26 protein-coding genes are annotated in these 26,573 nt (G+C 44.9%); 8 read left to right on the forward strand and 18 right to left on the reverse strand.

The annotated features are described in order from the left end of the window. Window positions 1-97 precede the first annotated feature (97 nt). A complete protein-coding gene (gene vpr, locus QF06_RS17480; RefSeq protein ID WP_003227419.1) occupies window positions 98-2,518 on the forward strand; it encodes a serine protease Vpr in 2,421 nt (806 codons plus the stop codon). Between the two features lie 37 nt (window positions 2,519-2,555). On the opposite strand, the gene QF06_RS17485 is transcribed toward vpr, so the two are convergent. The 3 genes from QF06_RS17485 to rodA all read right to left on the reverse strand — a co-directional run bounded on the left by QF06_RS17485 (window position 2,556) and on the right by rodA (window position 5,767). Beyond that, the gene (locus QF06_RS17485; RefSeq protein WP_041850384.1) at window positions 2,556-3,557 is read right to left on the reverse strand and encodes an LLM class flavin-dependent oxidoreductase; all 1,002 of its coding nucleotides are present in this window, start codon (window positions 3,555-3,557) and stop codon (window positions 2,556-2,558) included. Between the two features lie 173 nt (window positions 3,558-3,730). Beyond that, entirely contained in the window at window positions 3,731-4,480 is a 750-nt protein-coding gene (gene nfsA, locus QF06_RS17490; protein ID WP_041850383.1) for an oxygen-insensitive NADPH nitroreductase, read from the reverse strand. A gap of 105 nt (window positions 4,481-4,585) precedes the next feature. After that, window positions 4,586-5,767 (reverse strand): cell shape-determining peptidoglycan glycosyltransferase RodA, encoded by a 1,182-nt coding sequence (rodA, locus tag QF06_RS17495; RefSeq protein ID WP_003227413.1) that lies wholly within the window; start codon window positions 5,765-5,767, stop codon window positions 4,586-4,588. Between the two features lie 495 nt (window positions 5,768-6,262). Between rodA and ywcE the strand changes: the two genes are divergently transcribed. Next, window positions 6,263-6,526, forward strand: a complete 264-nt coding sequence (gene ywcE, locus QF06_RS17500) for a spore morphogenesis/germination protein YwcE (RefSeq protein WP_003227411.1) — start codon at window positions 6,263-6,265, stop codon at window positions 6,524-6,526. A gap of 42 nt (window positions 6,527-6,568) precedes the next feature. On the opposite strand, the gene qoxD is transcribed toward ywcE, so the two are convergent. From qoxD to qoxA, 4 genes are read right to left on the reverse strand one after another with little or no spacing between them, the layout of a single operon-like run. Further along, window positions 6,569-6,943, reverse strand: a complete 375-nt coding sequence (qoxD, locus tag QF06_RS17505; RefSeq protein ID WP_003227410.1) for a cytochrome aa3 quinol oxidase subunit IV — start codon at window positions 6,941-6,943, stop codon at window positions 6,569-6,571. A 1-nt stretch (window position 6,944) separates the two neighbouring features. Beyond that, window positions 6,945-7,559, reverse strand: a complete 615-nt coding sequence (gene qoxC / locus QF06_RS17510; protein ID WP_003227409.1) for a cytochrome aa3 quinol oxidase subunit III — start codon at window positions 7,557-7,559, stop codon at window positions 6,945-6,947. A gap of 13 nt (window positions 7,560-7,572) precedes the next feature. Further along, window positions 7,573-9,522 carry a cytochrome aa3 quinol oxidase subunit I gene (gene qoxB, locus QF06_RS17515; RefSeq protein ID WP_003227407.1) on the reverse strand — a complete coding sequence of 650 codons (1,950 nt, stop codon included), beginning with the start codon at window positions 9,520-9,522 and terminating at the stop codon, window positions 7,573-7,575. 27 nt (window positions 9,523-9,549) lie between these two features. Then, a complete protein-coding gene (gene qoxA, locus QF06_RS17520; RefSeq protein ID WP_010886637.1) occupies window positions 9,550-10,515 on the reverse strand; it encodes a cytochrome aa3 quinol oxidase subunit II in 966 nt (321 codons plus the stop codon). Between the two features lie 515 nt (window positions 10,516-11,030). Here qoxA and QF06_RS17525 point away from each other — a divergent pair. Continuing rightward, entirely contained in the window at window positions 11,031-11,276 is a 246-nt protein-coding gene (locus QF06_RS17525; protein ID WP_009968363.1) for a GlsB/YeaQ/YmgE family stress response membrane protein, read from the forward strand. A 70-nt stretch (window positions 11,277-11,346) separates the two neighbouring features. Here QF06_RS17525 and galT read toward each other — a convergent pair whose 3' ends face one another. From galT to slrC, 4 genes are all read right to left on the reverse strand, one after another. Continuing rightward, a complete protein-coding gene (gene galT, locus QF06_RS17530) occupies window positions 11,347-12,888 on the reverse strand; it encodes a UDP-glucose--hexose-1-phosphate uridylyltransferase (protein WP_003227402.1) in 1,542 nt (513 codons plus the stop codon). Between the two features lie 3 nt (window positions 12,889-12,891). Next, the gene (locus tag QF06_RS17535) at window positions 12,892-14,064 is read right to left on the reverse strand and encodes a galactokinase (protein ID WP_003227400.1); all 1,173 of its coding nucleotides are present in this window, start codon (window positions 14,062-14,064) and stop codon (window positions 12,892-12,894) included. A gap of 80 nt (window positions 14,065-14,144) precedes the next feature. Further along, window positions 14,145-14,528 carry a GtrA family protein gene (locus tag QF06_RS17540; protein WP_003227398.1) on the reverse strand — a complete coding sequence of 128 codons (384 nt, stop codon included), beginning with the start codon at window positions 14,526-14,528 and terminating at the stop codon, window positions 14,145-14,147. A gap of 17 nt (window positions 14,529-14,545) precedes the next feature. After that, a complete protein-coding gene (gene slrC / locus QF06_RS17545; RefSeq protein WP_003227396.1) occupies window positions 14,546-15,217 on the reverse strand; it encodes a transcriptional regulator SlrC in 672 nt (223 codons plus the stop codon). A 355-nt stretch (window positions 15,218-15,572) separates the two neighbouring features. Between slrC and slrA the strand changes: the two genes are divergently transcribed. The 3 genes from slrA to QF06_RS17560 all read left to right on the forward strand — a co-directional run bounded on the left by slrA (window position 15,573) and on the right by QF06_RS17560 (window position 18,020). Further along, window positions 15,573-15,731: a transcriptional regulator SlrA gene (gene slrA / locus QF06_RS17550; protein ID WP_003243648.1), complete on the forward strand. Its 159-nt coding sequence runs from the start codon at window positions 15,573-15,575 to the stop codon at window positions 15,729-15,731. Window positions 15,732-16,173: 442 nt separating this feature from the next. After that, window positions 16,174-16,482: a DUF485 domain-containing protein gene (locus QF06_RS17555; protein WP_003227392.1), complete on the forward strand. Its 309-nt coding sequence runs from the start codon at window positions 16,174-16,176 to the stop codon at window positions 16,480-16,482. Beyond that, window positions 16,479-18,020, forward strand: coding sequence for a solute symporter family protein (locus QF06_RS17560; protein ID WP_003227390.1), 1,542 nt, complete (start codon window positions 16,479-16,481; stop codon window positions 18,018-18,020). The genes QF06_RS17555 and QF06_RS17560 overlap by 4 nt, the downstream gene beginning before the upstream one ends. A 30-nt stretch (window positions 18,021-18,050) precedes the next feature. Here the strand turns inward: QF06_RS17560 and QF06_RS17565 are convergent, their stop codons facing one another. From QF06_RS17565 to cidR, 7 genes are all read right to left on the reverse strand, one after another. Then, the gene (locus QF06_RS17565) at window positions 18,051-18,653 is read right to left on the reverse strand and encodes a DsbA family oxidoreductase (RefSeq protein WP_003242591.1); all 603 of its coding nucleotides are present in this window, start codon (window positions 18,651-18,653) and stop codon (window positions 18,051-18,053) included. Between the two features lie 282 nt (window positions 18,654-18,935). After that, window positions 18,936-20,186 carry an iron uptake transporter deferrochelatase/peroxidase subunit gene (efeB, locus tag QF06_RS17570; protein ID WP_003243445.1) on the reverse strand — a complete coding sequence of 417 codons (1,251 nt, stop codon included), beginning with the start codon at window positions 20,184-20,186 and terminating at the stop codon, window positions 18,936-18,938. An 18-nt stretch (window positions 20,187-20,204) separates the two neighbouring features. Beyond that, the gene (gene efeM / locus QF06_RS17575) at window positions 20,205-21,362 is read right to left on the reverse strand and encodes an iron uptake system protein EfeO (RefSeq protein WP_015714920.1); all 1,158 of its coding nucleotides are present in this window, start codon (window positions 21,360-21,362) and stop codon (window positions 20,205-20,207) included. Continuing rightward, window positions 21,359-22,804 (reverse strand): ferrous ion permease EfeU, encoded by a 1,446-nt coding sequence (efeU, locus tag QF06_RS17580; protein ID WP_015714921.1) that lies wholly within the window; start codon window positions 22,802-22,804, stop codon window positions 21,359-21,361. The genes efeM and efeU overlap by 4 nt, the downstream gene beginning before the upstream one ends. A gap of 156 nt (window positions 22,805-22,960) precedes the next feature. Continuing rightward, a complete protein-coding gene (thiE, locus tag QF06_RS17585; RefSeq protein ID WP_003244128.1) occupies window positions 22,961-23,629 on the reverse strand; it encodes a thiamine phosphate synthase in 669 nt (222 codons plus the stop codon). Then, the gene (gene thiM / locus QF06_RS17590) at window positions 23,626-24,444 is read right to left on the reverse strand and encodes a hydroxyethylthiazole kinase (RefSeq protein WP_003244274.1); all 819 of its coding nucleotides are present in this window, start codon (window positions 24,442-24,444) and stop codon (window positions 23,626-23,628) included. The genes thiE and thiM overlap by 4 nt, the downstream gene beginning before the upstream one ends. 7 nt (window positions 24,445-24,451) lie before the next feature. Continuing rightward, window positions 24,452-25,357 carry a cidABC operon transcriptional activator CidR gene (gene cidR, locus QF06_RS17595; RefSeq protein ID WP_003227377.1) on the reverse strand — a complete coding sequence of 302 codons (906 nt, stop codon included), beginning with the start codon at window positions 25,355-25,357 and terminating at the stop codon, window positions 24,452-24,454. A 105-nt stretch (window positions 25,358-25,462) separates the two neighbouring features. Between cidR and QF06_RS17600 the strand changes: the two genes are divergently transcribed. Both QF06_RS17600 and QF06_RS17605 read left to right on the forward strand, forming a co-directional pair. Further along, window positions 25,463-25,849, forward strand: a complete 387-nt coding sequence (locus QF06_RS17600; protein ID WP_015714922.1) for a CidA/LrgA family holin-like protein — start codon at window positions 25,463-25,465, stop codon at window positions 25,847-25,849. After that, entirely contained in the window at window positions 25,831-26,508 is a 678-nt protein-coding gene (locus QF06_RS17605; protein ID WP_003227371.1) for a CidB/LrgB family autolysis modulator, read from the forward strand. The genes QF06_RS17600 and QF06_RS17605 overlap by 19 nt, the downstream gene beginning before the upstream one ends. Window positions 26,509-26,573 lie beyond the last annotated feature (65 nt).

Here is a 26,573-nt window from a genome sequence, read left to right on the forward strand (position 1 = left end):
CAATAAATGGTCCAAATGACACAAGGATTTTTTTGAATTTTCAAGAAATATATACTAGATCTTTCACATTTTTTCTAAATACAAAGGGGGAAACACATTGAAAAAGGGGATCATTCGCTTTCTGCTTGTAAGTTTCGTCTTATTTTTTGCGTTATCCACAGGCATTACGGGCGTTCAGGCAGCTCCGGCTTCTTCAAAAACGTCGGCTGATCTGGAAAAAGCCGAGGTATTCGGTGATATCGACATGACGACAAGCAAAAAAACAACCGTTATAGTGGAATTAAAAGAAAAATCCTTGGCAGAAGCGAAGGAAGCGGGAGAAAGCCAATCGAAAAGCAAGCTGAAAACCGCTCGCACCAAAGCAAAAAACAAAGCAATCAAAGCGGTGAAAAACGGAAAAGTAAACCGGGAATATGAGCAGGTATTCTCAGGCTTCTCTATGAAGCTTCCAGCTAATGAGATTCCAAAACTTCTCGCGGTAAAAGACGTTAAGGCAGTGTACCCGAACGTCACATATAAAACAGACAATATGAAGGATAAAGACGTCACAATCTCCGAAGACGCCGTATCTCCGCAAATGGATGACAGTGCGCCTTATATCGGAGCAAACGATGCATGGGATTTAGGCTACACAGGAAAAGGCATCAAGGTGGCGATTATTGACACTGGGGTTGAATACAATCACCCAGATCTGAAGAAAAACTTTGGACAATATAAAGGATACGATTTTGTGGACAATGATTACGATCCAAAAGAAACACCAACCGGCGATCCGAGGGGCGAGGCAACTGACCATGGCACACACGTAGCCGGAACTGTGGCTGCAAACGGAACGATTAAAGGCGTAGCGCCTGATGCCACACTTCTTGCTTATCGTGTGTTAGGGCCTGGCGGAAGCGGCACAACGGAAAACGTCATCGCGGGCGTGGAACGTGCAGTGCAGGACGGGGCAGATGTGATGAACCTGTCTCTCGGAAACTCTTTAAACAACCCGGACTGGGCGACAAGCACAGCGCTTGACTGGGCCATGTCAGAAGGCGTTGTCGCTGTTACCTCAAACGGCAACAGCGGACCGAACGGCTGGACAGTCGGATCGCCGGGCACATCAAGAGAAGCGATTTCTGTCGGTGCGACTCAGCTGCCGCTCAATGAATACGCCGTCACTTTCGGCTCCTACTCTTCAGCAAAAGTGATGGGCTACAACAAAGAGGACGACGTCAAAGCGCTCAATAACAAAGAAGTTGAGCTTGTCGAAGCGGGAATCGGCGAAGCAAAGGATTTTGAAGGGAAAGACCTGACAGGCAAAGTCGCCGTTGTCAAACGAGGCAGCATTGCATTTGTGGATAAAGCGGATAACGCTAAAAAAGCCGGTGCAATCGGCATGGTTGTGTATAACAACCTCTCTGGAGAAATTGAAGCCAATGTGCCAGGCATGTCTGTCCCAACGATTAAGCTTTCATTAGAAGACGGCGAAAAACTCGTCAGCGCCCTGAAAGCTGGTGAGACAAAAACAACATTCAAGTTGACGGTCTCAAAAGCGCTCGGTGAACAAGTCGCTGATTTCTCATCACGCGGCCCTGTTATGGATACGTGGATGATTAAGCCTGATATTTCCGCGCCAGGGGTCAATATCGTGAGCACGATCCCAACACACGATCCTGACCATCCATACGGCTACGGATCAAAACAAGGAACAAGCATGGCATCGCCTCATATTGCCGGAGCGGTTGCCGTTATTAAACAAGCCAAACCAAAGTGGAGCGTTGAACAGATTAAAGCCGCCATCATGAATACCGCTGTCACTTTAAAGGATAGCGATGGGGAAGTATATCCGCATAACGCTCAAGGCGCAGGCAGCGCAAGAATCATGAACGCAATCAAAGCCGATTCGCTCGTCTCACCTGGAAGCTATTCATACGGCACGTTCTTGAAGGAAAACGGAAACGAAACAAAAAATGAAACGTTTACGATTGAAAATCAATCTTCCATTAGAAAGTCATACACACTTGAATACTCATTTAATGGCAGCGGCATTTCCACATCCGGCACAAGCCGTGTTGTGATTCCGGCACATCAAACCGGGAAAGCCACTGCAAAAGTAAAGGTCAATACGAAGAAAACAAAAGCTGGCACCTATGAAGGAACGGTTATCGTCAGAGAAGGCGGAAAAACGGTCGCTAAGGTACCTACATTGCTGATTGTGAAAGAGCCCGATTATCCGAGAGTCACATCTGTCTCTGTCAGCGAAGGGTCTGTACAAGGTACCTATCAAATTGAAACCTACCTTCCTGCGGGAGCGGAAGAGCTGGCGTTCCTCGTCTATGACAGCAACCTTGATTTCGCAGGCCAAGCCGGCATTTATAAAAACCAAGATAAAGGTTACCAGTACTTTGACTGGGACGGCACGATTAATGGCGGAACCAAACTTCCGGCCGGAGAGTATTACTTGCTCGCATATGCCGCGAACAAAGGCAAGTCAAGCCAGGTTTTGACCGAAGAACCTTTCACTGTTGAATAAGAAAAAGCCCTGCCGATTCGGCAGGGCTTTTTAAAGATCAGTCAGCAAACGCCTCGTGCAATAATCGATACGATCGGAGCTTATCTTCAAAATGATGCGTGATGGTCACCACCATGATTTCCTCTGTTTCATACGCTTTACTCAAAGCTAACAGCTGCTCCTTAACCTGTTCTTTCGTACCGACAATCATTCGATTTCGATTATCAGCAATTCGTCTCTGTTCATAAGGAGAATACGTATTTTTCCGAACAGCTTCATACGAAGGAACTCCCTCTAAAGGAATACCCTGCTCTCCCGCCAAAAGTGTAAAATCAAGCACAGCCCCAAGCTCCTCTGCCTTCTCCTCCGTGTCAGCACAAAGAACAAAAACAGCAACTGCCGCTCGAGGCGTATCTCCTAACACAGACGGTTTGAATCGCCTCTTATACTGTCTGACAGTACCCTCTCCGCCCTCTCCATTGATAAAATGGGCAAACATATAGCCAGCGCCAGATTCAGCTGCGAGCAGCGCGCTTTCTCCAGATGAGCCGAGCAGCCACACATCCGGAGCCGTTGAAATATGCGGCGCAGCGGTCAGATTCGGAAAACGGTGTTTGTCATCCGCCAAATCATGCAAATACATGGTCAGCTCCTTAATTTGCTGCGGATACTGATCAGCATTGCGCTTACCACCGTCATTCAGCGCCCATGATGCAATCGGCATTCCCCCCGGTGCTCTGCCAAGCCCCAGGTCAATTCTTCCTGGTGTCAGCCCCTCCAGAACACGAAAGTTTTCAGCTACTTTATAAGCACTGTAATGCGGCAGCATGACTCCTCCTGATCCAACACGAATTCGCTTTGTTTTCGCTGCTATATGACTGATTAGCACCTCAGGACTGGACCCTGCCAGCCGTTTTGAAAAGTGATGCTCAGAAACCCAAAATCTCTTATATCCAAGGTCCTCAGCAGCTTGGGCAAGCGCAACGGTTTGCTGTAAGGCCGTTTCTGCATTGCTGCCCTCTGATACTGGAGATTGATCTAATATACTTAATGAAACCATCCCTACCACCTCATCCTCATCGTATCACTGATCCCCTATTTTTTCTCCAAAGCCGCTCACACTGCTTATCAGTGTCCCCTATCATTCGCCATTTATTTGTGAAAGCATGTCCCTATTTGTCGGAATATGTTACACGTGAAACATAAAAACCCCTCCAGACGGAGAGGTTTGCTTTAGTTTTTATTAAAGCCCTTTTCTTTCACGTAGTCATTTAAATACGTACGCGGCTTTTGCTTCATAAAGTTCAGTATTTGATCGGACCACGTTTCTTCCCGCTGCCCGTTTGTTCTTTCTCTATAGTAATCAGAAATGGTTTTGTCATACGTATTCATAGTATGACGGAAATCGTCTGTGTTCACATTATACGTATTTTCATGATAAACGGCCTGCTTTGGCAATCTCGGTTTTTTGCCGGAAAGGTTCGCAGGATGGCCTACTGCCAGTCCGAAAAGCGGGAGCACATGGTCAGGCGTTTGCAGCACCTCTGTCACCTTGTCCAATTCATTCCGAATGCCGCCGATATAGCAAATGCCAAGCCCCATGGATTCAGCGGCAATGCTCATATTTTGCGCTGCCAGCGCCGCATCAATCAAGCTAACCATAAACATTTCTATATTCTCGAGCAGCTCAGAAATATGTTCACCTTTTTCCTCAGCCAGTTGTTGATGGCGGTACAAATCCGCACAAAATACAAAAAAGTGTCCGTTCTTCTCAACGTAAGGCTGATTCCCAGCAAGCACGGACAGCTCACGTTTTTTCTCAGGATCAGAAACCCCGATAATCGAATATGCCTGCACATAGCTGGATGTAGACGCAGCCTGCGCACTTTTCACTAATGTATCAATTTCTTCAGCTGTCAAAAGCTGATCAGTAAAAGACCGGATTGACCGATGATTCAAAATGGTTTCGATTGTGTTATTCATCACAAAAACCTCCTTATCACTTTTTATCATATCCGAAAAAAAGTGATCTCAAAAGTGAAATGCTCTGCACAAAAAAAGACAGCCTCTGTAAAGGCTGTCTGCATATCAAGAATTAAAAAGATAACTTCTGTATTTCGTCAGCTGCACACTTGCATTATATACAATCCCAAATCCGATTAACGTGGAAAGTGTCGAGCTTCCCCCATAGCTGACAAACAGCAGCGGAATCCCGGTAACAGGCATAATGCCAATGTTCATTCCGATATTCTGGAATGTGTGGATCACAATTAACGCCGTATAGCCAACGCAAAAGAAAGAAGCGAAACGGTTAAACGGATGTATTTTGTCTATCAGAACAACAAGCCTGTAGATTAAAAAGAAGAACATGATGACAACAATTGCACAGCCTATAAAGCCAAATGACTCACCTATTATAGAAAAGATAAAGTCAGTCGTACTCTCTGGAACATAAACCTTCAAATTAGAAATACCATTACCTAAAATACCACCAGATCCTATTGCCATGATGGCCTGGTCAACTTGCCAGCTGTCATTTGAATCTTCCTGTGTCTCATTTGAAGCAGACACCCAAGAAGTGACCCGCTTAATTTGATAATCCTGTATTCCAACTGATTTAGCAACGTCAGGAAAGTTTATCATTACTAATAAAATTAATGAAATGAGTAAGATACCTGAACCAGCTATGATCGCAATCAATTTCCAATTTATCCCTGACATAAAAACCATTACAAGAACGATAAACATACATATTCCCGCAGTCCCAGCATCCTGCATCAGGATAAGACCTACAGGAATAACTGCGACACCCGCAATCTTTAATAACAAGTGGATATCATCCCTAAGCGTCCGAACTCCTTTAGGATTTGCTTTTCCAATAACTGAAGCAAGCATCATAATCAAACCAACCTTCATAAACTCTGACGGCTGTATTGTTATTCTACCGATCCTAAACCAACTTTTTGCCCCTTTAATAACAGGTGCAATAGACTCGGGACTGATTTTAAGAATAATCAAAGATAAAATACCAATGATAAAAATATATAAACTTAACTTTTCAAGCTGTTCTAAATCAAAGTACAAAAGAACTGTAATGGCTACAGCCCCCAAAAGATAAAACACAATTTGCTGAATCCAATCCGTGTTCCCATACTGCCCAAACTGACCGGCAGCATATATTGATACTACGCTTATAATAAAAAACACACCAAATATAAAAATCAAATCCCCCTGGTAAAAGGGGCTTTGCTGTTTCTTATATCGACTCATTCTATCCCGCCTTACATTTTCATCGGAAAATCACTAATGTTTATTATACATGAACCACGTTCAAGATGACACGTGAAGCTCGCTTCCTTTTATGTTTTTTCAGCATTTGCGGCGCTTTTTCAGCTACACGAAATATGACGTATCATAAACCGAAATGTTTCGATTGACACAAAACTTTTCAAATGAAAAAAACGCCATACCAATAGAATTTGTTAAAAAACGAATGCGATAATGTGTTATGTTCCCAAATAATGTGATACCTCATATAGAAATAGCTAAAAATTCAGAGCCCCATGCCCATACATTCTCCTAGCACATTAAACGAAAAAATAAGACGATAGATCCAGTCCATTTCTGCAAAAACACGTATCAATTTCTGGAAAACATGGTATAATAATTGTAACAGAATGTTCAAAAAACAATCACAAAACAGACACAACTCAGTTCCTCTATTTCATTTTTGTAAACGTTATCACAAAATGAAAGGAGACGGGTATGATGGACATGTTTTTTGCTTACTTATTGGTTGCCAGCGCAACGCCTCTCTTTATTTGGCTTGATAACAAAAAAGTCGCACTCTCAGCTATTCCGCCAATCATTTTAATGTGGGTATTCTTCTTCTTTTACGCAACAGAAAGCCTTTCTCCACTTGGACACACTCTCATGATTATCTTGTTTGCCGTTAACGTCATTGTCGCTCATATCGCCGCATTTATCATTTACGGCCTTCCGTATCTTCGCAGAAAGCGAAGCAGCTGAAGACAGCAAAAAACCCTCTTCCACTGAAGAGGGTTTTTTGTATTATTCGTTATGGCCTGAATGCTCTGAGTGTTCAGCGCCTCCAGGAGGATTTCCGTCCATATGGTCACCATGGTGATAGTGAGCCGCGAAAATCCAGATGGATCCAAGTACGATAACGATCGCGCCAAAGAATCCGAACAGCGTGTTTCCGACTTGGATCGTGCCGTTTTCGCTCTCTGTCATATGCATGAACATGAGAAGCTGCAGCGCCGCCTGAATGAAGGCGAAGCCGAAGATAATCCAAAGTTTTGCTGATGAGCTCAGGTCAGTATACACTGCAACCCATAGAGCCAGCAGGGTCAAAACGATAGACAGGATAAAACCTACAATGTGTTTCCATGGAAAGTGACTGTGTTCAGCAGATTTGTTTGCCATTTTACAGACCCCCCAATCCCATGAGATAGACACCTGTAAAGATGAAAATCCATACAACATCTAAGAAGTGCCAGTACAAGCTTGAGATAAAGATTTTAGATGAAGTTTGCGGAGTTAAGCCGCGTTTCTTCAACTGAATCAGAATTCCTGTGATCCAGAAAATCCCGATTGTTACGTGAGTTCCGTGAGTTCCAAGTAAAACAAAGAATCCAGACCAGAACGCACTTGTACTGAGAGCCGCTCCTTCATGTACATAGTGAACAAACTCGTTGATCTCGCATCCGACGAAGCCGGCACCGAGAAGAAGAGTGATAATTGTCCAAATGACTACGCCTTTTAAACTTCCGCGGCGCATTTCATGAACAGCGATCCCGCAGGTAAAGCTGCTGATCAGCAGCAAGAACGTCATAATCATTACCAGATTGACTTCAAATAGTTCGTCTGGCAAGACACCTCCAGCTGTTCTGTTTTTAAGAACGAAGAAGGTTGCAAATAGTGTTGAGAACAACACAATTTCTGCCCCTAAAAAGATCCAAAACCCGAGAATATTAAGTCTGCCGGTTTCAGATTGATATTCCATAGGCGCGTTAGAATTGCCGTGTTCTGCATGTTCCATAACTCACGCCTCCTTATTCGGAAATCTTTCTTTCCGTCTCTTTTATTTCATCAACACTAATGTAGTAGCCGTTGTCGTATTCGAATGAACGCAGAACCATGCAGAGCAGGACTCCGATCAATCCGACTACGCCCATCCAGTACCATTCAAAGACAAGTCCAAAGCCTGCGAGACCGAAGGCAACAGACATAAAGAACGGTCTGCCTGAGTTGCTTGGCATATGGATTTTCTTGAATTTGCTTTCAGGGTATAATTCAGTTTTTTCTTCTTTCATATGCAGGAATGCATCTTGAGATTTGACTTCAGGAAGCACCGCAAAGTTGTAATGCGGCGGAATCGCAGAAGAAGTCGCCCAATCAAGCGTACGTCCCACACCCCATGAATCTCCGCTGATTTCACGAGTAGAGTAACGGAAGCTGTAGTAGATGTTATAGCAAAGGATTAAGAATCCTACACCCATCATGAAAGCTCCGACTGTTGAGATAAAGTTCAATGTTGTCCAGCCGTCATTCGGTCCGTATGTGTAAATACGGCGCGGCATGCCTTGAAGCCCCAAGAAATATTGCGGGAAGAAACAAATATTGAACCCGATCATAAAGATCCAGAAGAACCATTTTCCGATTCTTTCGTTCAGCTTGTGGCCGAACATTTTTGGATACCAGAAAATAAATCCGGCGAAACAAGCAAATACAGTACCCGCAATCAGCACATAGTGGAAGTGAGATACAAGGAAGTACGTATTATGGTATTGATAATCCGCTGCTGCCATCGCAAGCATAACCCCTGTAACCCCGCCGATAACGAAGTTAGGAATGAACGCAAGCGCCCACAGCATAGGTGTTGTAAAGCTGATTCGGCCTTTATACATTGTAAAGAGCCAGTTAAAGATTTTAACCCCGGTTGGGATTGAGATTGCCATTGTCGTAATTGAGAAGAATGAGTTAACGGACGCACTGTTCCCCATTGTGAAGAAGTGGTGAGTCCAAACTAAGAAACTCAATACAGAGATGGCGATAATAGAACCAACCATCGCTTTGTAACCAAACAATTGTTTTCTTGCAAAGCTTGAGATGATTTCTGAGAAAATACCAAACGCCGGAAGAATAACGATATATACTTCAGGATGTCCCCAAATCCAGAACAAGTTAGCCCAAAGCATCGGCATACCGCCTGCTTCCAATGTGAAAAAGTGAGCGCCGAACAAACGATCAAATGATAAAAGTGCTAATGCTACTGTAAGTACAGGGAACGCAAACACGATAATAACCATTGTGATCAGTGTTGTCCATGTGAACATCGGCATACGCATTAATGTCATGCCTTTTGTTCTCATTTTTAAGATTGTTACCATAAAGTTGATCCCTGTCATCAGGGTACCGATACCGGCAATCTGAAGTCCGAGGAGGTAGTAGTTCTCACCCGGCCCAGGGCTCATGTCGTTACTTGCAAGCGGCATATAACTCGTCCAGCCTGCGTTCGGAGAACCTCCGATAACGAAAGAAATATTGAAAAGCATCGCCCCTACAAAGAACGTCCAGAAGCTCAGGTTGTTCAAGTAAGGGAACGCAACGTCGCGGGCACCGATTTGAAGAGGCACAACAACGTTGATAAGACCGATTAAGAACGGCATCGCCATGAAGATGATCATGATTGTACCGTGAGTTGTAAAAATTTCATTATAGTGGTTTGAGTCTAAAAAACTGTTATTCGGAAGCGCTAGCTGGGCACGCATCATCAGACCGTCGACACCGCCACGGAATAACATAATTACAGCAGATATAATATACATGATTCCGAGTTTTTTATGGTCAACAGTAGTTATCCATTCAGACCACAGCCATTTCCACTTTTTGAAGTAAGTCAGAACAAAAATAATGGCAATGGTTGAAAGCGCAATGGAAACTTGTGCGCCCAGAATTAATGGGTCACCAGTTACGAAAAATTCGTCCCATTTGAATTTCATGCAGGCTTCCTCCTTTCCTGATCAATATCATTCTTCTGTATCATCAGACTTCTTAAATTCGTTTTTCTTTACGTTTTCAAACGGATCTGTTTTAGAATGCGGTGAAACGGCTTGATAGCCAAGGCGTTTGCGCGCCTCCATCGCGTACTCAGCGTCTTGTCCGTGATCAACGTATTTCAAGTGAGTAGAAGAGAACGTTAATTCGTCCACATTTTCAGGAAGCATCAATTCATCATACTTCTCTTTTGTCAGCTTAGGAGCCTCGTTCTGAGTCTTTTTCACCCAGCTGTTAAAGTCTTTTTCTGTGACTGCATTCACATCAAACTCTTGGTCTGCAAAATGTTCACCTGTGAAGTTCGCGTTGCGGCCTTCGTAAGTACCCACTTTGTCAGCCTGTAAGTATTGATCCATCAGCATTCCTGCCATCGCATATTTTTGCCCTCCAAGCTGAGGAATCCATAGCGAAGCCATTGAATCTGCAGATGAGATTTTGAACAAGATCGGGCGGTCGACAGGAATGTTTAAGTAGTTGACCGTTTCAATATCCTGTTCAGGGTAGCTAAATACCCATTTCCAGTCTACCGAAGTAGCATAAACAACAAGAGGCTCTTTGTCTTTTGTTGCTTCAGGAGCTTTTTCTAACGAATATATCGTCTGTACTGTTGGCACAGAAAGTGCAATGACGATTAAAATTGGGATCACTGTCCAGACTACTTCTAAAAACGTGTTACCGTGAATTTCTGGGTTATAAGATCCATTATCTTTGCCTTTACGGTCGCGGTATTTTACTAAAATAATGGTAAATAGAACAAAGACGACCCCGACGATAAACAGCATAAATCCGATAGATAACAGGATTAAATCACTTTGCTGTTCAGCTACAGGTCCTTTCGGATCTAGTACTGAAGCATTGCTGCATCCCCCAAGGACGAAAACCACAGTTAACAGCGCTAATACAAGCAACGGTTTTAATGCTCTGAACAAGAAGATCACCATCCTTCCTATTGATGTAATAAATCTGAAGTGCATACTTCCTCAAAATCTTTTCTCTACTTTGTTATGCTATCAAAAACTTCACTTATTAGCTTTATTTTTTTATAAACTTCATCCCATTTTCGCTTAAATGTCATAAAATCGACAAAAATTGCTCCAACTTTATTCACATCTATCGCTTAAGATGAAAAGTTTCTAGTTATTTCCGCATATAAAGTAAAGAAAGATGATGAAGAACTAATTCTGACAAATTAAGGTTTACCACAATAAAAAACTTAGGTCAATCAAAAATTTCATTTTGTTAAACTTTCTAGATAGGAATTATTTTTTCCTCGTCTAGCATCTTTTCACACGGTTACCATTTTAACGCATCAAATATTGAAAGAAAAGGCGCAATGAAGAGCCAATATGCTCTGAATTGTCCGTATTTTTTTATGAGAGCATCCAGTTGTTTATCTTATACAAAAAAGAGGAATGATATAAGCAAATAAATAAAAAATAGGATGTGTTGCATGATGAGTTTTCTTATTTCACTTATCGTCGCTATTATTATCGGATGGCTTGGAAGCCTGTTTGTAAAAGGAGATATGCCCGGAGGAATTATCGGGTCTATGATCGCAGGTCTTATAGGCGCCTGGATCGGACACGGGCTGCTTGGAACATGGGGGCCGCACCTAGCCGGATTTGCCATTATTCCAGCGGTAATCGGCGCAGCCATTGTTGTCTTTCTAGTAAGCCTGTTAACCAGAAAAAGAGGATAAAAGCAGCAGCACCCGAAGCGTCAGCGCTTTGGGTGTTTGTTTTGCCATAAAAATCGAAAAAGCCTCAACCCTAGCGGTTGAGGCTTTTGACTGGTTTGGCGCCCAACTGATCGATGAACCTTCTGAAGGCCTGTTTTCCCTCTGCTGTCTGCTTAAATACACCGGCGTGTTCAAGGATGCGCGCGAATACATGTCCCAGCTCTTCTTTTATGACTAGATCTACGTTCTCTTTTGTTATGGTTCTTTTTTCCATCGTCCGAAGAGCCCACTCACTATGCTTTGCAGTGAGCGGATTTTGTTCTAAGGCTGTTTTCGGATCAGCAGAACATAGCGCCGCTGCCGTTTCTTTCATTTCCTCCTGTAAGCGGCCAGGCAATATCGCCAATCCCATGACCTCAATCAGGCCGATATTTTCTTTTTTAATATGGTGGACTTCTTGATGAGGATGAAATATTCCTAATGGATGCTCCTCATCCGTCCGGTTGTTCCTCAGTACGATATCGAGTTCGTACAAGTCTCCCCTGCGCCGCGCAATCGGTGTGACCGTATTATGGGGCGTATCGCCTGTATAGGCGGCAATGCCGGCTTTTTCATCGGAATACGTCTGCCACGTGCGGAAGATATGGTCAGCAGCTTCGGCGACATGACCCGGTTCGTCTCCTTGGAGCCTGAGCACAGACATCGGCCACTTCACTAAGCCCAGCGACACGCCGGGATAATCATTTAATTCATAAACGTCTTCCGCTTCTGCACGTGCCATTGGAAAATCATGCGCGCCGCCTTGGAAATGATCATGGCTTAGGATGCTGCCGCCGACAATCGGCAGATCCGCGTTTGAACCGATAAAATAATGCGGATATTGGCCAAGAAATGACAGCAGCCTTTCAAATGTTTTTTTGCTGATCTCCATCGGTTCATGTTCACCTTTTAAGACAATGCAGTGCTCCGGATAATAGACATATGGCGAGAATTGCAGGAACCATTGTTCGTCCTCAAGGATGACCGGAATGATTCTGTGATTTTGCCGGGCTGGATGATTCACGCTTCCCTCGAAGCCGACATTTTCTTTACACAGCAAACACATCGGATAATTTGTCTGTTCCTGCTCTTTTGCAGCCGCAATCGCTTTCGGGTCCTTTTCAGGCTTTGATAGGTTAATGGTCATTTCCAGCTCGCCATATTCGGTCGGCACCGTCCAATGAACATTTTTGGCGATTCTGTCAGTCCGTATATAATAGACATCCTCTGAATATTGATAGAATTCCTTTGTCGCCTGTTTTGGGCCGTATAATGCTTTTGTCTCTTCAAATTTGCGAATGACCTCGGACGGGGCAGGCACAAAACAGCCCATCAGCTTTGCGCTGAGCAGGTCACGGTACGTATCTGTATCCGCTTCCATTCGGCCGGTTTCGGCAGCCCATTTATAGATGGGAGCTAGCAAGTCCGGCAGGCTTTGTGACTGCTTGATGCTGGTGCTGGAGTTCGGCTCGGGATGTGTGATGCCCAGCGCTTCATAAAGACGGTTTCTCGTATATTCCCGATCCCAGATCGAAATCAATTTTCGTTCCAGGCCATACTCAAGCAGCTGTTCCAGATGTTCAATAATACTCATATGTCACTCCCCCTTTAGTTCTCTCGCTCCCTCTCCGATATCCGCGACATAAAAGTCCGCTCGGAGCCCTGTTTTTTCTTGATATCTGTCTCCAACCTTCTGAATAAAATCATCAACGAACTCATCTTTTACAATGCTGATGGTGCAGCCGCCAAAGCCTGCTCCCGTCATTCTTGATCCAATTACACCTTCGTGATCCCATGCCGCAAACACAAGCTCATCAAGTTCAGGGCATGTTACTTCATAGTCATCCTTCAATGAAAGGTGGGATTCCTTCATTAACTGCCCGATTTCATCTATATTGTTCTCTTTGAACATATGGGCCGTCTTAATAGCACGATGATTTTCGTATACAGCGTGCTTTGCCCGGCGTCTGTTCGTTTCATTTTGGATCAGGCTGGAATGCGCATCGAAATCAGAAGGCTTGATGTCGCCCAGTGCGGCAATATCGAGGCCTTTTTTCAGATCAAGCAATGCATCATTGCATTCTTGGCGTCTCGTATTATAGCTGGAGTCAGCCAATGTCCTTTTTTTGTTCGTGTTCGCGATGACCAGCGCGAGGCCTGAGACATTGAGTTTGCTATATTCATAGTCAAGCGTGTCACAGTTCAGCAGCATCGCATGATGTTTTTTCCCCATTCCAATTGCAAATTGGTCCATAATTCCGCAATTGACGCCGATAAAATGGTTTTCCGCATGCTGCGCCATTTTCACAAGCTCAAGCGCATCTACTTCAGGATGAAAATAACTTTGGAGCACGACCCCCATCAGCAGTTCAATAGAAGCGGAAGACGACAGTCCCGCCCCGTTTGGAATATTCCCTGAAAATACAATGTCAAAGCCATGGGGAACTGCATATCCCCTCTGTTGAAATTCATAAATCACGCCTTTTGGGTAGTTCGCCCAGTCGTCTTCTTTTTGATAGCGAATGTCGTCAAGGCTGCATTCCTTGATGCCTGCGTTTCTAAAGTTATCTGAATACATCCGGACAAGCCCGTCGTTTCTTTCTGCAACAGCAGCATATGTACCCATTGTCAGCGCGCACGGAAAGACATGCCCGCCGTTATAGTCTGTATGTTCTCCAATCAGATTCACTCTTCCAGGTGCGAAAAAAAACCGTAACCCCTCTTTTTCTCCGAATACACTTGCAAATATCCCCTTTAGCTCTTCCCGCATGTGCAATCACCTTTCTGGTTTTTATTTTTTATTCCCCTTATTTCTTCATAGAAAACGGCAGATCATATGCTGCAGTCCTCTCATACCCCTTCTTCTTTTGTTTTTTTAAAGACGAGCCATTTGCTCGCAACATAGTTGACGACAACAATGACCGCGTTGTCGAGTATTTTGGCCAAGGTTTCATTTGTATTGAACTGGCCGACAAGAATGATCATCATGCCTAAATCTATGCCGAGAGACAGGACCCGAACGCTGAAAAAAGCAGTGAGCTCTTTCAGCAGGCTCTGCAGATCATGCGTTTTTTGCTGAAACACATATAATTTATTTGTTATGTAAGCAAACAGCACGGACAAAATCCAAGCGGCAACAGTGGCGGCTTTGTAATCCACATTCATGATCTCTACCAATATATAAAAGCTGGCGATATTCACAATGGTTGTGAAAACCCCCATAATGATATACATAATTATTTCTCTATACTTCACTGATGTTCCTCGCTTTCTGAAAAACTTTTCAAAATTCTTGGCCTCTCGTGCTCTCTGTCTAAAGTAAAAAATACCGAGAGTGCGTCTAAAAAGCTGCGGAAGGTGGCTGGCTGGCCCAATACATATGATTGTTTGATGATTCCGTCGAGGACTGCACATATTATTTTAGCCGTATATTCAGGATCAATACAGGCGTCAATCAGCTTTCTCTCCTTCAGCCACTTAATATATAACACATTTTCTTCCACCCACAATTCGTACAGCCGGACATAGGCCTTGCATTTCTTTAAGACTTTATATGTCGGCATGTTCATGGCAAACGAGGTGATGTCCCACGACGGCTTATTTATGTAATAGGAATAAAGCAGTTCTGCAGCGTGTTTTGCAGCCTCGTCCAATGTCAGCGATTTCACTGACTCCCGCTCCATTTGATCAAGATACCCTATAATGATCTTTTTTTTCATCTGACGTTTTTCGAGAAGGTACAGCAGAAAATCGTCCTTGCTGACAAAATGAACATAAAATGCTCCTTTGCTGTACCCGGCGGCTCTGCTGATATCTTCTACAGAAACCGGATCATACGCTCGGTCAATCAACAAATTCACGCCAGCGTCTATAAAACTTTCAAATGTTGCTTCTCTTTTAATTTGAAATTTGTTTTTTTTCATATTTTTCTCCTGGCGGTAATGATTACCCTTATCTTACACCGGATCAATCTTTAGCGGTATTTATTTCTTTAAACGGTTATGCTATTCGGTTTCCCAGGGGTCATTTTTAATAGGCTAAATGATTTATTTTCATTTACATACTATCCAGTCAGTATTTAATTGTTTATTATTATAAATAAGGTCCATTGGTTATATTAGTCATTTTTTTAGGGAATAGGTAGGTGGTTTTTCCTTCAGTTTGTGAACACCGAGCAACTATGTGTGAAATTTGTTGTACTCGCCTCCATCATCGCGCTGGCTTGTCTTTTATTGCCCGCATGTTGCAGGAAAACATTTTATACAATTGGAGGTTACTATGAAAACTCATGTTAAAAAAGATTTGGACAAAGGTTGGCATATGTTAATTCAAGAAGCTAGATCCATTGGATTAGGCATTCATGATGTGAGGCAGTTTTTAGAATCTGAGACAGCATCAAGAAAGAAAAACCACAAAAAAACCGTCCGGCAAGACTAGTCCGAACAGGCGGATCTATTTACCTCTGGCTTTTCTATCACCTGATCTGAGTTTTCACCATATCCTCTATTCAAAAGCAAATCGCTGCGCTGAGCTTGAGGACAAACGGTGTGTCAGCTAACTACGACAGACAGCCGGTGATGCGATCACCTCTTGGCACATGCATTGTCATAAAGAGGTGATGCGAACATGATAACCGTGCTCTGGTAAACAGCAGCTTTGCTGAGAACAAGCTGCATTCGGTGAGGTTTTGAAAGCAAACTCGTTTATACACGGCCGAGCTTGAAAACCTTCGCCTGTCTTTAGACCACTGTGTTCACCTCTTCACGACTTCCTTCTTTTTTCATCCTCCAGCTATTGTACAACGCATAAATCGGACTTTCAGTACATACCTATTGGTGTACCTTTTTGCTTACGTTTAGCGAATAAAAGGAGGAAAGCCATGTACAAAGCTGATTATAAACAGATTGCTGCAACGCCGTCTTTTCAAGCTTTTTTAAAGCAGAAACGCGCTTTTATTGTTCCTTCTGCGATTTTCTTTTTTGTTTTTTATTTTTCACTCCCTGTTTTGACATCTTATTTCACCTTTTTGAATGCACCGGCCATTGGAGCTGTTTCATGGGCTTGGCTGTTCGCCATCGCCCAATTCGCTATGACCTGGATACTGAGTACTGTGTATTCCCGGAGAGCCGCCCATTTCGATAAGTATGTAAGCGCTTTAAAAGAGGATCTGAAGGGTGAACAGACATGAATATGACTGCTTTTTTATTATTTTTGGCGATTGTTGGCCTGACGCTTATTATCACGTATTTTGCCGCGAAGCGGACGAAAACGACGAGTGAGTTTTATACGGCGGGCGGCGGGCTCACCGGCGTTCAGAATGGACTGGCAATTGCCGGTGACTACATGTCTGCCGCCTCGTTTCTCGGGATTGCCGGAATGATTGCGTTATATGGATTTGATGGCTTCTTTTACAGCATCGGTTTTCTGGTGGCTTATCTCGTTGTCTTGTACATCGTGGCGGAGCCGCTTCGGAATCTTGGAAAGTACACGATGGCAGACATGATTGCCGCTCGCTTTAAAGAAAAGAAAATCCGCGGTGTCGCGGCTCTCAATACCATTGCCATCTCTACTTTTTATATGATCGCCCAGCTCGTGGGGGCGGGCGCGCTGATCAAACTGCTTCTAGGGCTGGATTATACCGCGGCTGTCCTCATCGTCGGAGTGCTGATGACCATTTATGTCGTGTTTGGCGGCATGATCGCGACAAGCTGGGTTCAAATTATTAAAGCTGTTTTGCTGATGGCCGGCACACTCGTGATTTCGATTATCGTGTTTTCGAAATTCGGCTTTAGCCTTAATACCATGTTTGAACAGATGAAAACGGCTACTCCGCTTGGCGCTGATTTTTTGAACCCCGGAAATAAATACAAGGTGCCGCTTGAGACCTTGTCGTTAAACTTGGCACTCGTGCTGGGAACCGCCGGGCTTCCGCATATATTGATCCGGTTTTATACCGTTAAGGATGCCAAGACGGCCCGTACATCCGTTGTGTCAGCGACATGGATTATCGGTGTGTTTTACATTATGACGGTATTTCTCGGCTTTGGTGCCGCGGCATTTGTCGGTTTTGACGCGATTACGGCGGCTGATCAAGCGGGAAATATGGCGGCTCCGCTTTTAGCAAAAGCGCTCGGAGGAGACTTTCTGTTCGCGTTTGTATCAGCCATCGCCTTTGCCACCATTTTGGCTGTCGTGACAGGGTTGGTGCTGTCTGCCGCCTCAGCATTTGCCCATGATATTTACAGCCAGATCATCAGAAAGGGAGAAGCAACTGAAAAAGAACAAATGAAAGCGGCCAGATGGGCTTCTGTCGCCGTGTCAGTGCTCTCGATTCTCCTTGCGATTTTTGCACAATCCTTAAATGTGGCGTTCCTTGTTGCACTCGCGTTTGCGGTAGCCGCCAGCGCAAACCTTCCGCTGATTGTGTTTACAGTCTTCTGGAAACGATTCAATGCCTCAGGCGCTTTATGGGGCAGCCTGACAGGCCTGATCAGCGCGCTTGTGCTGGTATCGATGAGCCCTAGTGTGTGGGACCCGGCCGGAGGTGCTATTTTTACCGGTGATCCGCTCATTCCGCTATCTAATCCAGGAATTATTTCCATCCCGCTCGGCTTTCTCGGCGCGTGGCTCGGAACGGTGCTGTCGTCTGATAAAACAATTGATGAAGATACGTTTGCAGAAATTCAGGTGAAGGCGCATACTGGCGTCCATATGGAACAGGAATAAAAAAAGCTCTCTTTATCGAGAGCTTTTTCCTTACTTTTTCTTCTGCTCGTCAGAAATCGCTTTTTCAAATACATCCTTGCCGGCAGCACCCGGAATTACAGTGTCACCGATAATAAAGGTTGGAACGGCTGTGATGTCAGCCTCTTCATAGGCGTGCTTCAAGGCTTGGCGCTGCACGTCCTGATATGTTCTTGTTTCCAGTGCTGATTTGAATGATGCACCGTCTAATCCCACTTCCTCGGCGAGCTTCGTCAAGATGTCAATATCGCCGATATTTTGGTCCTCCTGGAAAAATGCCTGAAAGACACGGGTGTTGTATTCATGTCCTTTATTGTATTCCTTCGCAAAATGGAAGCCTTCAAACGCGAGGTCTGTATACGGATGGGGCGAGACGTTTGGAAAATTGATCTCGACTCCTAATTTCTCCGCCATTGGCTGAATTGATGTCTGCCACATGTACTGTTTAGAAGGATCATTGACCGGATCAAGCTGAGGAGATGGGCTTGGGCGCAGTTCAAACGGCATCCACTCGACTTCAACATCCTTTCCTTTTATCGCTTCTTCAAAAGCGGCTTTTCCAACAAAACAAAATGGGCAGACGTAATCTGAATAAACTTTAATGTGTACTGTCATGATAATCTCCTTTCATACTAAATTGATTTTAAACTGTAACAATTAAAGTTACAACTGTTTTTTAATAAAGAAGCCGATTTAGGCTTCTTTCAGATTGATGACAAAATCCTAAAAAGTTTTAGGATTTTGTCATCCTTTCAGCGTGATTGAAAACCCTTGAAGTCTAGGAAAGCCGAGCATTGGAGCGGAGCGAATGCTCTAATTCGTGAGCACCAACGCACAGGCTTGACAACGAATGCGAGGGTTTGTCGACACGCTGAAAGAAGCCTGTAAAGGCTTCTTTTATGATTCCAGCAAACGCTGGGCAATATATTCTCCTTTTTTGCAGCCGCCTGGGCATGCGTATAAAGCAGAACCGATTGTTTGTGTATATTCGTTTAACGCATCCTTTGCTGAAAGAGCCTTCAGCATCGGGATAAACTGATTGTCGGGATTTTTTTGAAAACTGATAAACAGGAGACCTGCATCCATATAGCCGGTTTTCGGATCAAGTCCTTCTGTGTAAGAGAAAGCTCTTCGCAAAATTTGTTTCCCAGTAGATTTCGCTAGACTGACGTGTGAATTAGACGGAATTTGATTCAGCTTCACGGGATCTGTTTCCTTTTTCTGCCCAAAAGGCGCCCCCGAGCTTTTTCTGCGGCCGAAGGTATCCTCTTGGTCCTTGAGGGAAGAGCGGTCCCATACCTCAAGGAACATTTTGATTTTCCGAAAAGCCATATAGGTGCCGCCCGTCATCCAGTCAGGCTCACCAGACTGAATCCACACGATCGAGTTCATCAACGTGTCATCCTTCGTGCTCTGGTTGCCTGTTCCATCTTTAAACCCGAAGAGGTTGCGCGGTGTTTCACCATTTTTTCCACCGCTTAAAAAGCCTTTGTTCACAAAACGGACCTCACAAGTGCCGACCGCTTGATTTAGCAGGTTACGCAGCGCGTGAAACGCCACTTGCTCGTCGTCTGCACACACTTGAATGCAGATGTCCCCGCCTCCCTGCTTTTCATCCAGGTTGTCATTGGGCATCGCTGGAAGAGCGGCTAGGTGCTTCGGTTTTTTGCTTTTCAGTCCGAAGCGGTCCTTTCCGTCTTTTTCAAAAAAGCCAGGCCCGAATCCGAATGTGACCGTTAAGTTGGAAGGGGATAAATCAGCAGACTCACCTGTATCCTGCGGCGGCAGATACTGATTTCTCTGCTCCGCTGACATTTTCTTGCCAGACGTCAGCATCTGTGTGAGACTTGTCCAGTTTCTAAATAACGTAATGATGTCGCTTTTGTCTTTTGCTGTTACATCCAGTGCAGCAAAATAGACATACGTCTGATGGGCAGTTGTGATTCCGGCCTGATGCTTTCCGTAAAACGGAACAATCTGCTCCTCCTCTTTTTCATCCTTTTTCGATGGCTTAGCCGCAGTCTGAACAAGCGGAGCGAGACCGCCGAGACCGCTGGCACCGATCGCAACGGCTGCCCCCGCCATCGCTCCCCATTTTAAAATGTCCCGTCTGTGAATTTGTTCTGGCTTTTTCTGTTCATCGCTCATGATGTTACAAAACTCCTTTTATAGCACATTCGCAATCTTCGACATGGTTTCAGAAAGAGTCGTCAGCTTAGTGCTCAGCTCTCTGATTTGCTTTTCACTTAATTTATCATAAGACGTATAGGACTGATCATTTGTTTTGTATTTTGCCATTAAAACTTCAAATTCGCTGAACTCCGTATCCAGTTTTTCCGTCAAGTCGGAGTGATCTTTTACAAGCGCGCTTTTCACTGTTTGATAAACGGCTTCGGAGCCTTCCACATTTGCCATAAGGTCAACTAAATCAATTCGTGAGTAGCGTTCTTCTTCTCCCGTGATTTTCGAAATTCCGGCTTCGTTCAGAAGCTCCATCGCGCCTGCAACAATTTGTTCAGGGGTTAATTTCAGTGATTGAATTGAACCGTCAAGCTCTTTTACATCCTTGAGAAGCTGGTCAGCTGTTGCCTTTTCCCCGGAAATATCTTGATCCTTCCAAATGGCCTTCTCAAGCTTATGGAAGCCTGTCCATTTGTCTCCTTCTTCAACATCGTTTTCTCGGGCGTCAATTTTCGGATCAAGATCTCCGAGGCTTTCAGCGATCGGTTCGATTCGCTCGTAATAAACACGCGCTTTCGCATATAACGTTTTGGACTTTTCGATATCGCCGGATTTCACAGCGCTTGTAAATGATTCAGTCGCTTTTACAAGCTGATCGCTCTGCTCTTTGACATAGCTTTTATATTCATCCGCTGCTTTTGCCAGCTGATCGCTAGCCTTTTTGCCGCTCTTCTTCGCTTCTGTCAGGTCTTCTAAGGACGCTTTCAGTGACTCGGATTCTGTCTTGATTTTTGCTGCATCCGGTTTGTCTTTTTGCGCTTCTGTGTAGATTGGCTGAAGATGCTTTTCGATTTCTGTATATTCGAATGGATAGTCGCTGCGAATATCGTTTTCAAAGGAAAGCCAGTAGCTGTTTAACTCTTTCCCCTTCTTTTCAATCTCTTTTTGGTCTCCTTTTTCCGCTGAGTCATTCAGCTTAGAAATGATGGTTTCCATTTTATTTACGGATGCGGTGATTTCTTTAGTGACCCCGCTTTTTTCAGATGAAGCTTTTTCTTTGGTTGAAGATGTGTCATTGGCTCCGCAGCCTGCGCACAGCGCAAGGATGCATCCGGCTGATACAGCGATTTTTGTGAAATTCATTTTGTCAGTTCCTTTCCGTTTGTAAAATGTTTTGCCGCTTCTGAAACAAGCGCAATCAGTAAAAAGAGTAAAATCAACATTTGCGGAATCGTGCTGTACACGGACGGATAAATTCCTAGCACCGATACAGACGGCAGCCAGCTTTCTGCATCAGACGGAAGAATGCCCGCCAGCTGAAGGCTGTGAACGCCGGTTCCGAGAAATTTCACGCACATATACAGGACAACCGCCATTGATAGAAGAAAAAACGGCTTCAATGGAATACGCATTCCGAGCTTGATCATCAGAACACCGACGATGACGAGAACGATAAGCCCTGCGGCAGTTCCGCCGATCAGTTCAGTGAGCGGGAGCTTCCCGACAAGCCCGATGAAAAAGATGACCGTTTCGAGACCTTCTCTTACAACTGCCAGAAATGCAATGAGCGCAAAGGAAAGCAGGCTTCGTTTTTTTAGTGCATGTGACTTCTGGATATTGATTTTTTCTCTCCATTTATCCATTGAGGCGTTTCTGTGCAGCCACACCCCGACATACAAAAGCATGACAGCGGACAGTACGCCGGTAACGCCGCCAAGCAAGAAATTGTTTTCTCCGAATACACTGGAGGAGAACAGAACCGTGACACCGATGCCGGCTGTTAAGGAAACAGCCATGCCGGCGGACGCCCCGCCCCAGATCCATGTCGAGGAACGCGTAACCCGCGCTTTTTTTGTCATGGTTAATAGCGCTCCGATGACAAGGAGGGCCTCCATTCCTTCACGAACCGGGATCAGCGCCGCATCCCACCAGCTGTAGCTGCTTGAAGCGATCGGCTCGAGCAATTGAATCATTTCGTCAATTTGCTTTGATACCTTTTCAGGATGGCTGCCGATCTCCGCCTTCATCAGCGCCAGATTTTCCTCCGATGTCGTATAGGCTTCTTTCGATTGGGACACGACATCTCCCTCAACAGCGAGCCAGGATGTAACTAAATTGTCGATTGCGGATGACGCTTCATCCAATTGTTTTTTTTCTATGAACTGTTTTGTGTCTTTCAAGCTTTGTATATAGGCTGTTAAGGACGCCCTTGATTGACCTGAGGATGTCTTTTTCAGCACGACAGCCTGCTGGTAGGTTTCTAAATGAGATGAAAGCTCTTCAAGCTGTGATTTGAGCTTGCCTGCGTCTTGATTGATAAAAGAAAGAGAAATCATCGCGATATTCGCGTCCATTTCACTGTGAGAAGAAAGGTTTTCTTTCTTAATAGAAGGTTCTTCTTTTTTCCACTTCGCTTTGAAGGTGTCAAACGTTTGTTGTGCCGAATCCATATCCCCGTCTTTTACGGATTTGATCATTTGCTTGTTTAATTGAATTAATGCGGCGATCGGATCATCTTCCGCATGTGCCGCAGAACCGAAAACCATCAACAAGCTGAATAGAATAAGTGCCAGCCCCCGAGCCATCATGTTCCTCCTATAATTGAAAATGATTATCATTGTATAACATAATCATAGCCAGTTCCTGTCCTTTGTCAATTAAAATTTGAAGGTCTGAAAACCTTGATGGACAGCAAAAAAGCTGTCCTTTTACAGAACAGCCCTTTGAAGGAAAATGAACGATTATCTTCCTGTTTTATACGTTTGAATTTCCTCACGAAACTTGCGTGCAGCACTCTCAGGATCCTCCGCCTGACTGATGGCGCTGATCATACTGACGCCATCGGCCCCCGCTTGGATAACAGGTGCGGCATTATCTATTGTGATTCCGCCGATGCCGACAATTGGAATGCTGATGCCTTGGCGGCGCACTGCTTCGATAAGAGATACACCCTGTACCGCTCTCGTATCTTTTTTCGTTTCAGTCGGATAGATCGGCCCAAGCCCGACATAATCCGCTCCGTCTTCTTCGGCTTGCTTCACCTCAGACATCGTATGGGCAGAAACGCCGAGAATCATATCACCTATGGCAGCTCTTACCTCTTTCGCATTTGCGTCTTCCTGACCGATGTGGATACCGTCAGCTTTCAGATTCAGAGCCAATTCCACATCATCATTGACAATGAACGGAACACCAGCTTCACGGCAAGCTGCCTGCGCTTTTTCAGCAAATTTAATCCGAGCCTCTCCTGTCAGCGCATCCCCGCCTTTTTCACGGAACTGGTACAGGGTGGCACCGCCTTTTAACGCTTTTTGTACAACTGTAACAGGATCGGCTTTCGTATTGTTTGACCCCATAATGAAGTATACAGATAATAACTCTTTCATCATTTCCCGAGAAATACGAGTCATGAGACAGTCACCCTTTCTATAGTCGCCCATTCTTGGACGTCTTGTTCAGTAACAGTTGAAAGCTTGTTCAGCAATTCAATCTGAAAGCTTCCAGGGCCTTTGTCAGCCGTCTGCTGTGCGGCAAGCTGAGCGGCGACCCCATACGAAGAAATGGCCGCAATAGCAGCAAACAATGGATTTTCTTCCACAGCGCAAAACGCACCGACGACGGAAGTCAGCAGGCAACCGGCGCCTGTCACTTTTGTCAGCAGCTTGTGGCCGTTATGAAGGGTGTATACATGTGACGTGTCGGCTATGACATCAACTTCACCAGTTATCGCAATGACCGTGTTTAGCTTTTGTGCCGCCTGCTGAGCCAGCCGGATGATGTCGCCTCCGCCTTCACCCGCATCAACACCTTTGATCAGCCAATCGGTCACGCCGACGGTATGGGCAATTTCCGCCGCATTTCCTCTGATTGCAGCAAGGCGCACCTCACGAATGATGTCACGTGCCGATTCAGTGCGGAACGGTGTTGCTCCGGCACCGACAGGATCAAGAATGACGGGAACGCCATGTTCATTAGCTGATTTCCCCGCGATGATCATCGCTTCGACTGACTCCTTGCTCAGCGTTCCGATATTTAAAACGAGTGCACCCGCAATCTTCGCCATATCGGCGACCTCTTCTTTTGCGTACGCCATAACGGGCGATGCGCCGAGCGCGAGCAGGCCGTTTGCTGTGAAATTCGTTACGACATTGTTGGTTATGCTATGCACCAGTGGGCTATGCCGGCGGACAGCCGTAAGACATTTTGCTGCTGATTGTGCATCCATGTTTGCATCATCCTTTACTATCTTTTTTCGGGTCCCATAAATACGATTTCGTATGTTCGAGCCAAGCTCTGGCGGCAAACGACAAGTACCTGTCCTTTCTCCAAATAATGGCGAGGTGCCAAGGGATGACCGGATCGACAAGCGGAATGACTTTCACTTTTTCCGGGTCAAGGCCGCGGCAGATCCGTTCCGGCAAAAGCCCGATCCCAAGGTTGGCTGATACCATCTCACTAATAAAATCCCATTGTGATGTTTCATAAATGATATGGGGCCGGAACCCAGCCTTGATACATTCCGTCATAATTCGGTTGTGCAGGACAAAATCCTCTCTGAAGAAAATAAAAGGCTCGTCCTTCAACTCACGCAGCTGACATTCTTTCTCATCAGCCAGCCTGTGGGAAGGGTGAACGACAAGCATTAAGGTTTCTTTTACGATTGTAAACGAATGAAAGATATCTTCGTTTGCGGGAAGGACCACAACGCCGATATCAAGAGAGCCGTCCCCGACACCTTCTTGGACTTTTATAGAACCGTCTTCGACTAGCTGAAAGGTGACATTCGGATAGTTTTCACGGAAATCGCCGAGCACTCTGGGGAAAAACCCCGATCCGATCATCGGCGGCAGTCCAATCCGTACGTGCCCTTTCTTGACTTCCATAATATCATTTAATTCTGACGTCAGGTTTTGAAATGATTTAATGATTTCCTGCGCCTGCACATACATGCTATGACCAGCATCAGTCAGTTCCACCTGCCTGCCGTTTCGGTAAAACAGTTCAATTCCGAGCTCTTCTTCTAAATTTTTGATCATTTTTGATATCGTCGGCTGAGAAACATAAAGGGATTGGGAAGCCTTCGTAAAGCTTTTTAATCGGGCGACTTCCAGAAAATATGTTAAATGGCGGATATCCATGTGCTTCACCCTTTCTATAGACAAAAGGAATACTTCTTATTCTTTATATATATTTTACCTATAGCGCTAGCTTATGTACAATATGAATATAAGGGAGGCATCAATATGAAAAAACTGTTGCTAACCGTTATTCAAATCGCTCTGTTATTTATATTTGCTCGGCTGATTAATTGGGTGACAGCCCTTCTTCATATAAATATTCCCGGCAGTATAATTGGGATTGTGATTCTTTTCACATTATTACACTTTAACATTATCAAGCTTGAATGGATCGAGCTTGGCGCGGCGTGGCTTCTCGGGGAGCTGCTTTTATTTTTTATCCCGTCTGCCGTCGGAGTGATTGAATACGGAGACATTATGTCGAAATTCGGTGTCAGCATTCTGCTTGTTGTCATCATCAGCACGTTTGTCGTGATGGTGTCTACAGGAACGCTTACACAAATCATTGCAAAAAGAAAGGAGAAAAAGCATACGTGTTCATCGGAATTGTAAGTTTGTTTTTAACGGTTTTGGTGTATTTAGGAGCAAAAAAGGTATATCAACGCTTTCCGCGTGTTTATACGTCGCCGCTATTGGTGACGCCCGCTGTGTTAGTCGGTCTGCTGCTGCTGGTGAATGTCCCGTACGAGTCCTATAATCTCGGCGGCGGATTGCTGACCGATATGCTACAGCCGGCCACCGTGGCATTCGCGATCCCGCTATATAAATATTTCCCTGTTTTAAAGAAATACGCAGTGGAAATTATTTTGAATGTGGCCGTCGGTTCATGCATCGCGATTATTTCTACCGCTCTTATTGCGAAATGGCTTCACCTCGGCACCGGCTTAATTGACAGCCTCGTCCCGAGATCAGTGACAACGCCGATCGCGATGAACGTATCTGAAATGATCGGCGGAATGCCTGCCGTCACAGCCGTGTTTGTGATTTTAACCGCTTTGCTCGGCACAGTGATCGGCCCGATGGTCATCCGCTATTTCCGCATTGATAACGAAATCGCGCGGGGCGTGCTGCTCGGCACAAGCGCACACGGAGCGGGAACGTCAAAGGCATTTGAGCTTAGCTCTGTGTCCGGCACGATTTCAAGCGTATCGATGATCTTAGCTGCGATTATGACGCTTTGCGCGGCGCCGTTTTTGCTTTCATTTATGTAAAAAACTGTCCTCTCGAGGGCAGTTTTTTTTATGTGCTTCCCCTTATTGAAAAGCTGACGAATTCC

The organism is Bacillus sp. YP1, from assembly GCF_000877815.1.
Taxonomy (GTDB): domain Bacteria; phylum Bacillota; class Bacilli; order Bacillales; family Bacillaceae; genus Bacillus; species Bacillus subtilis.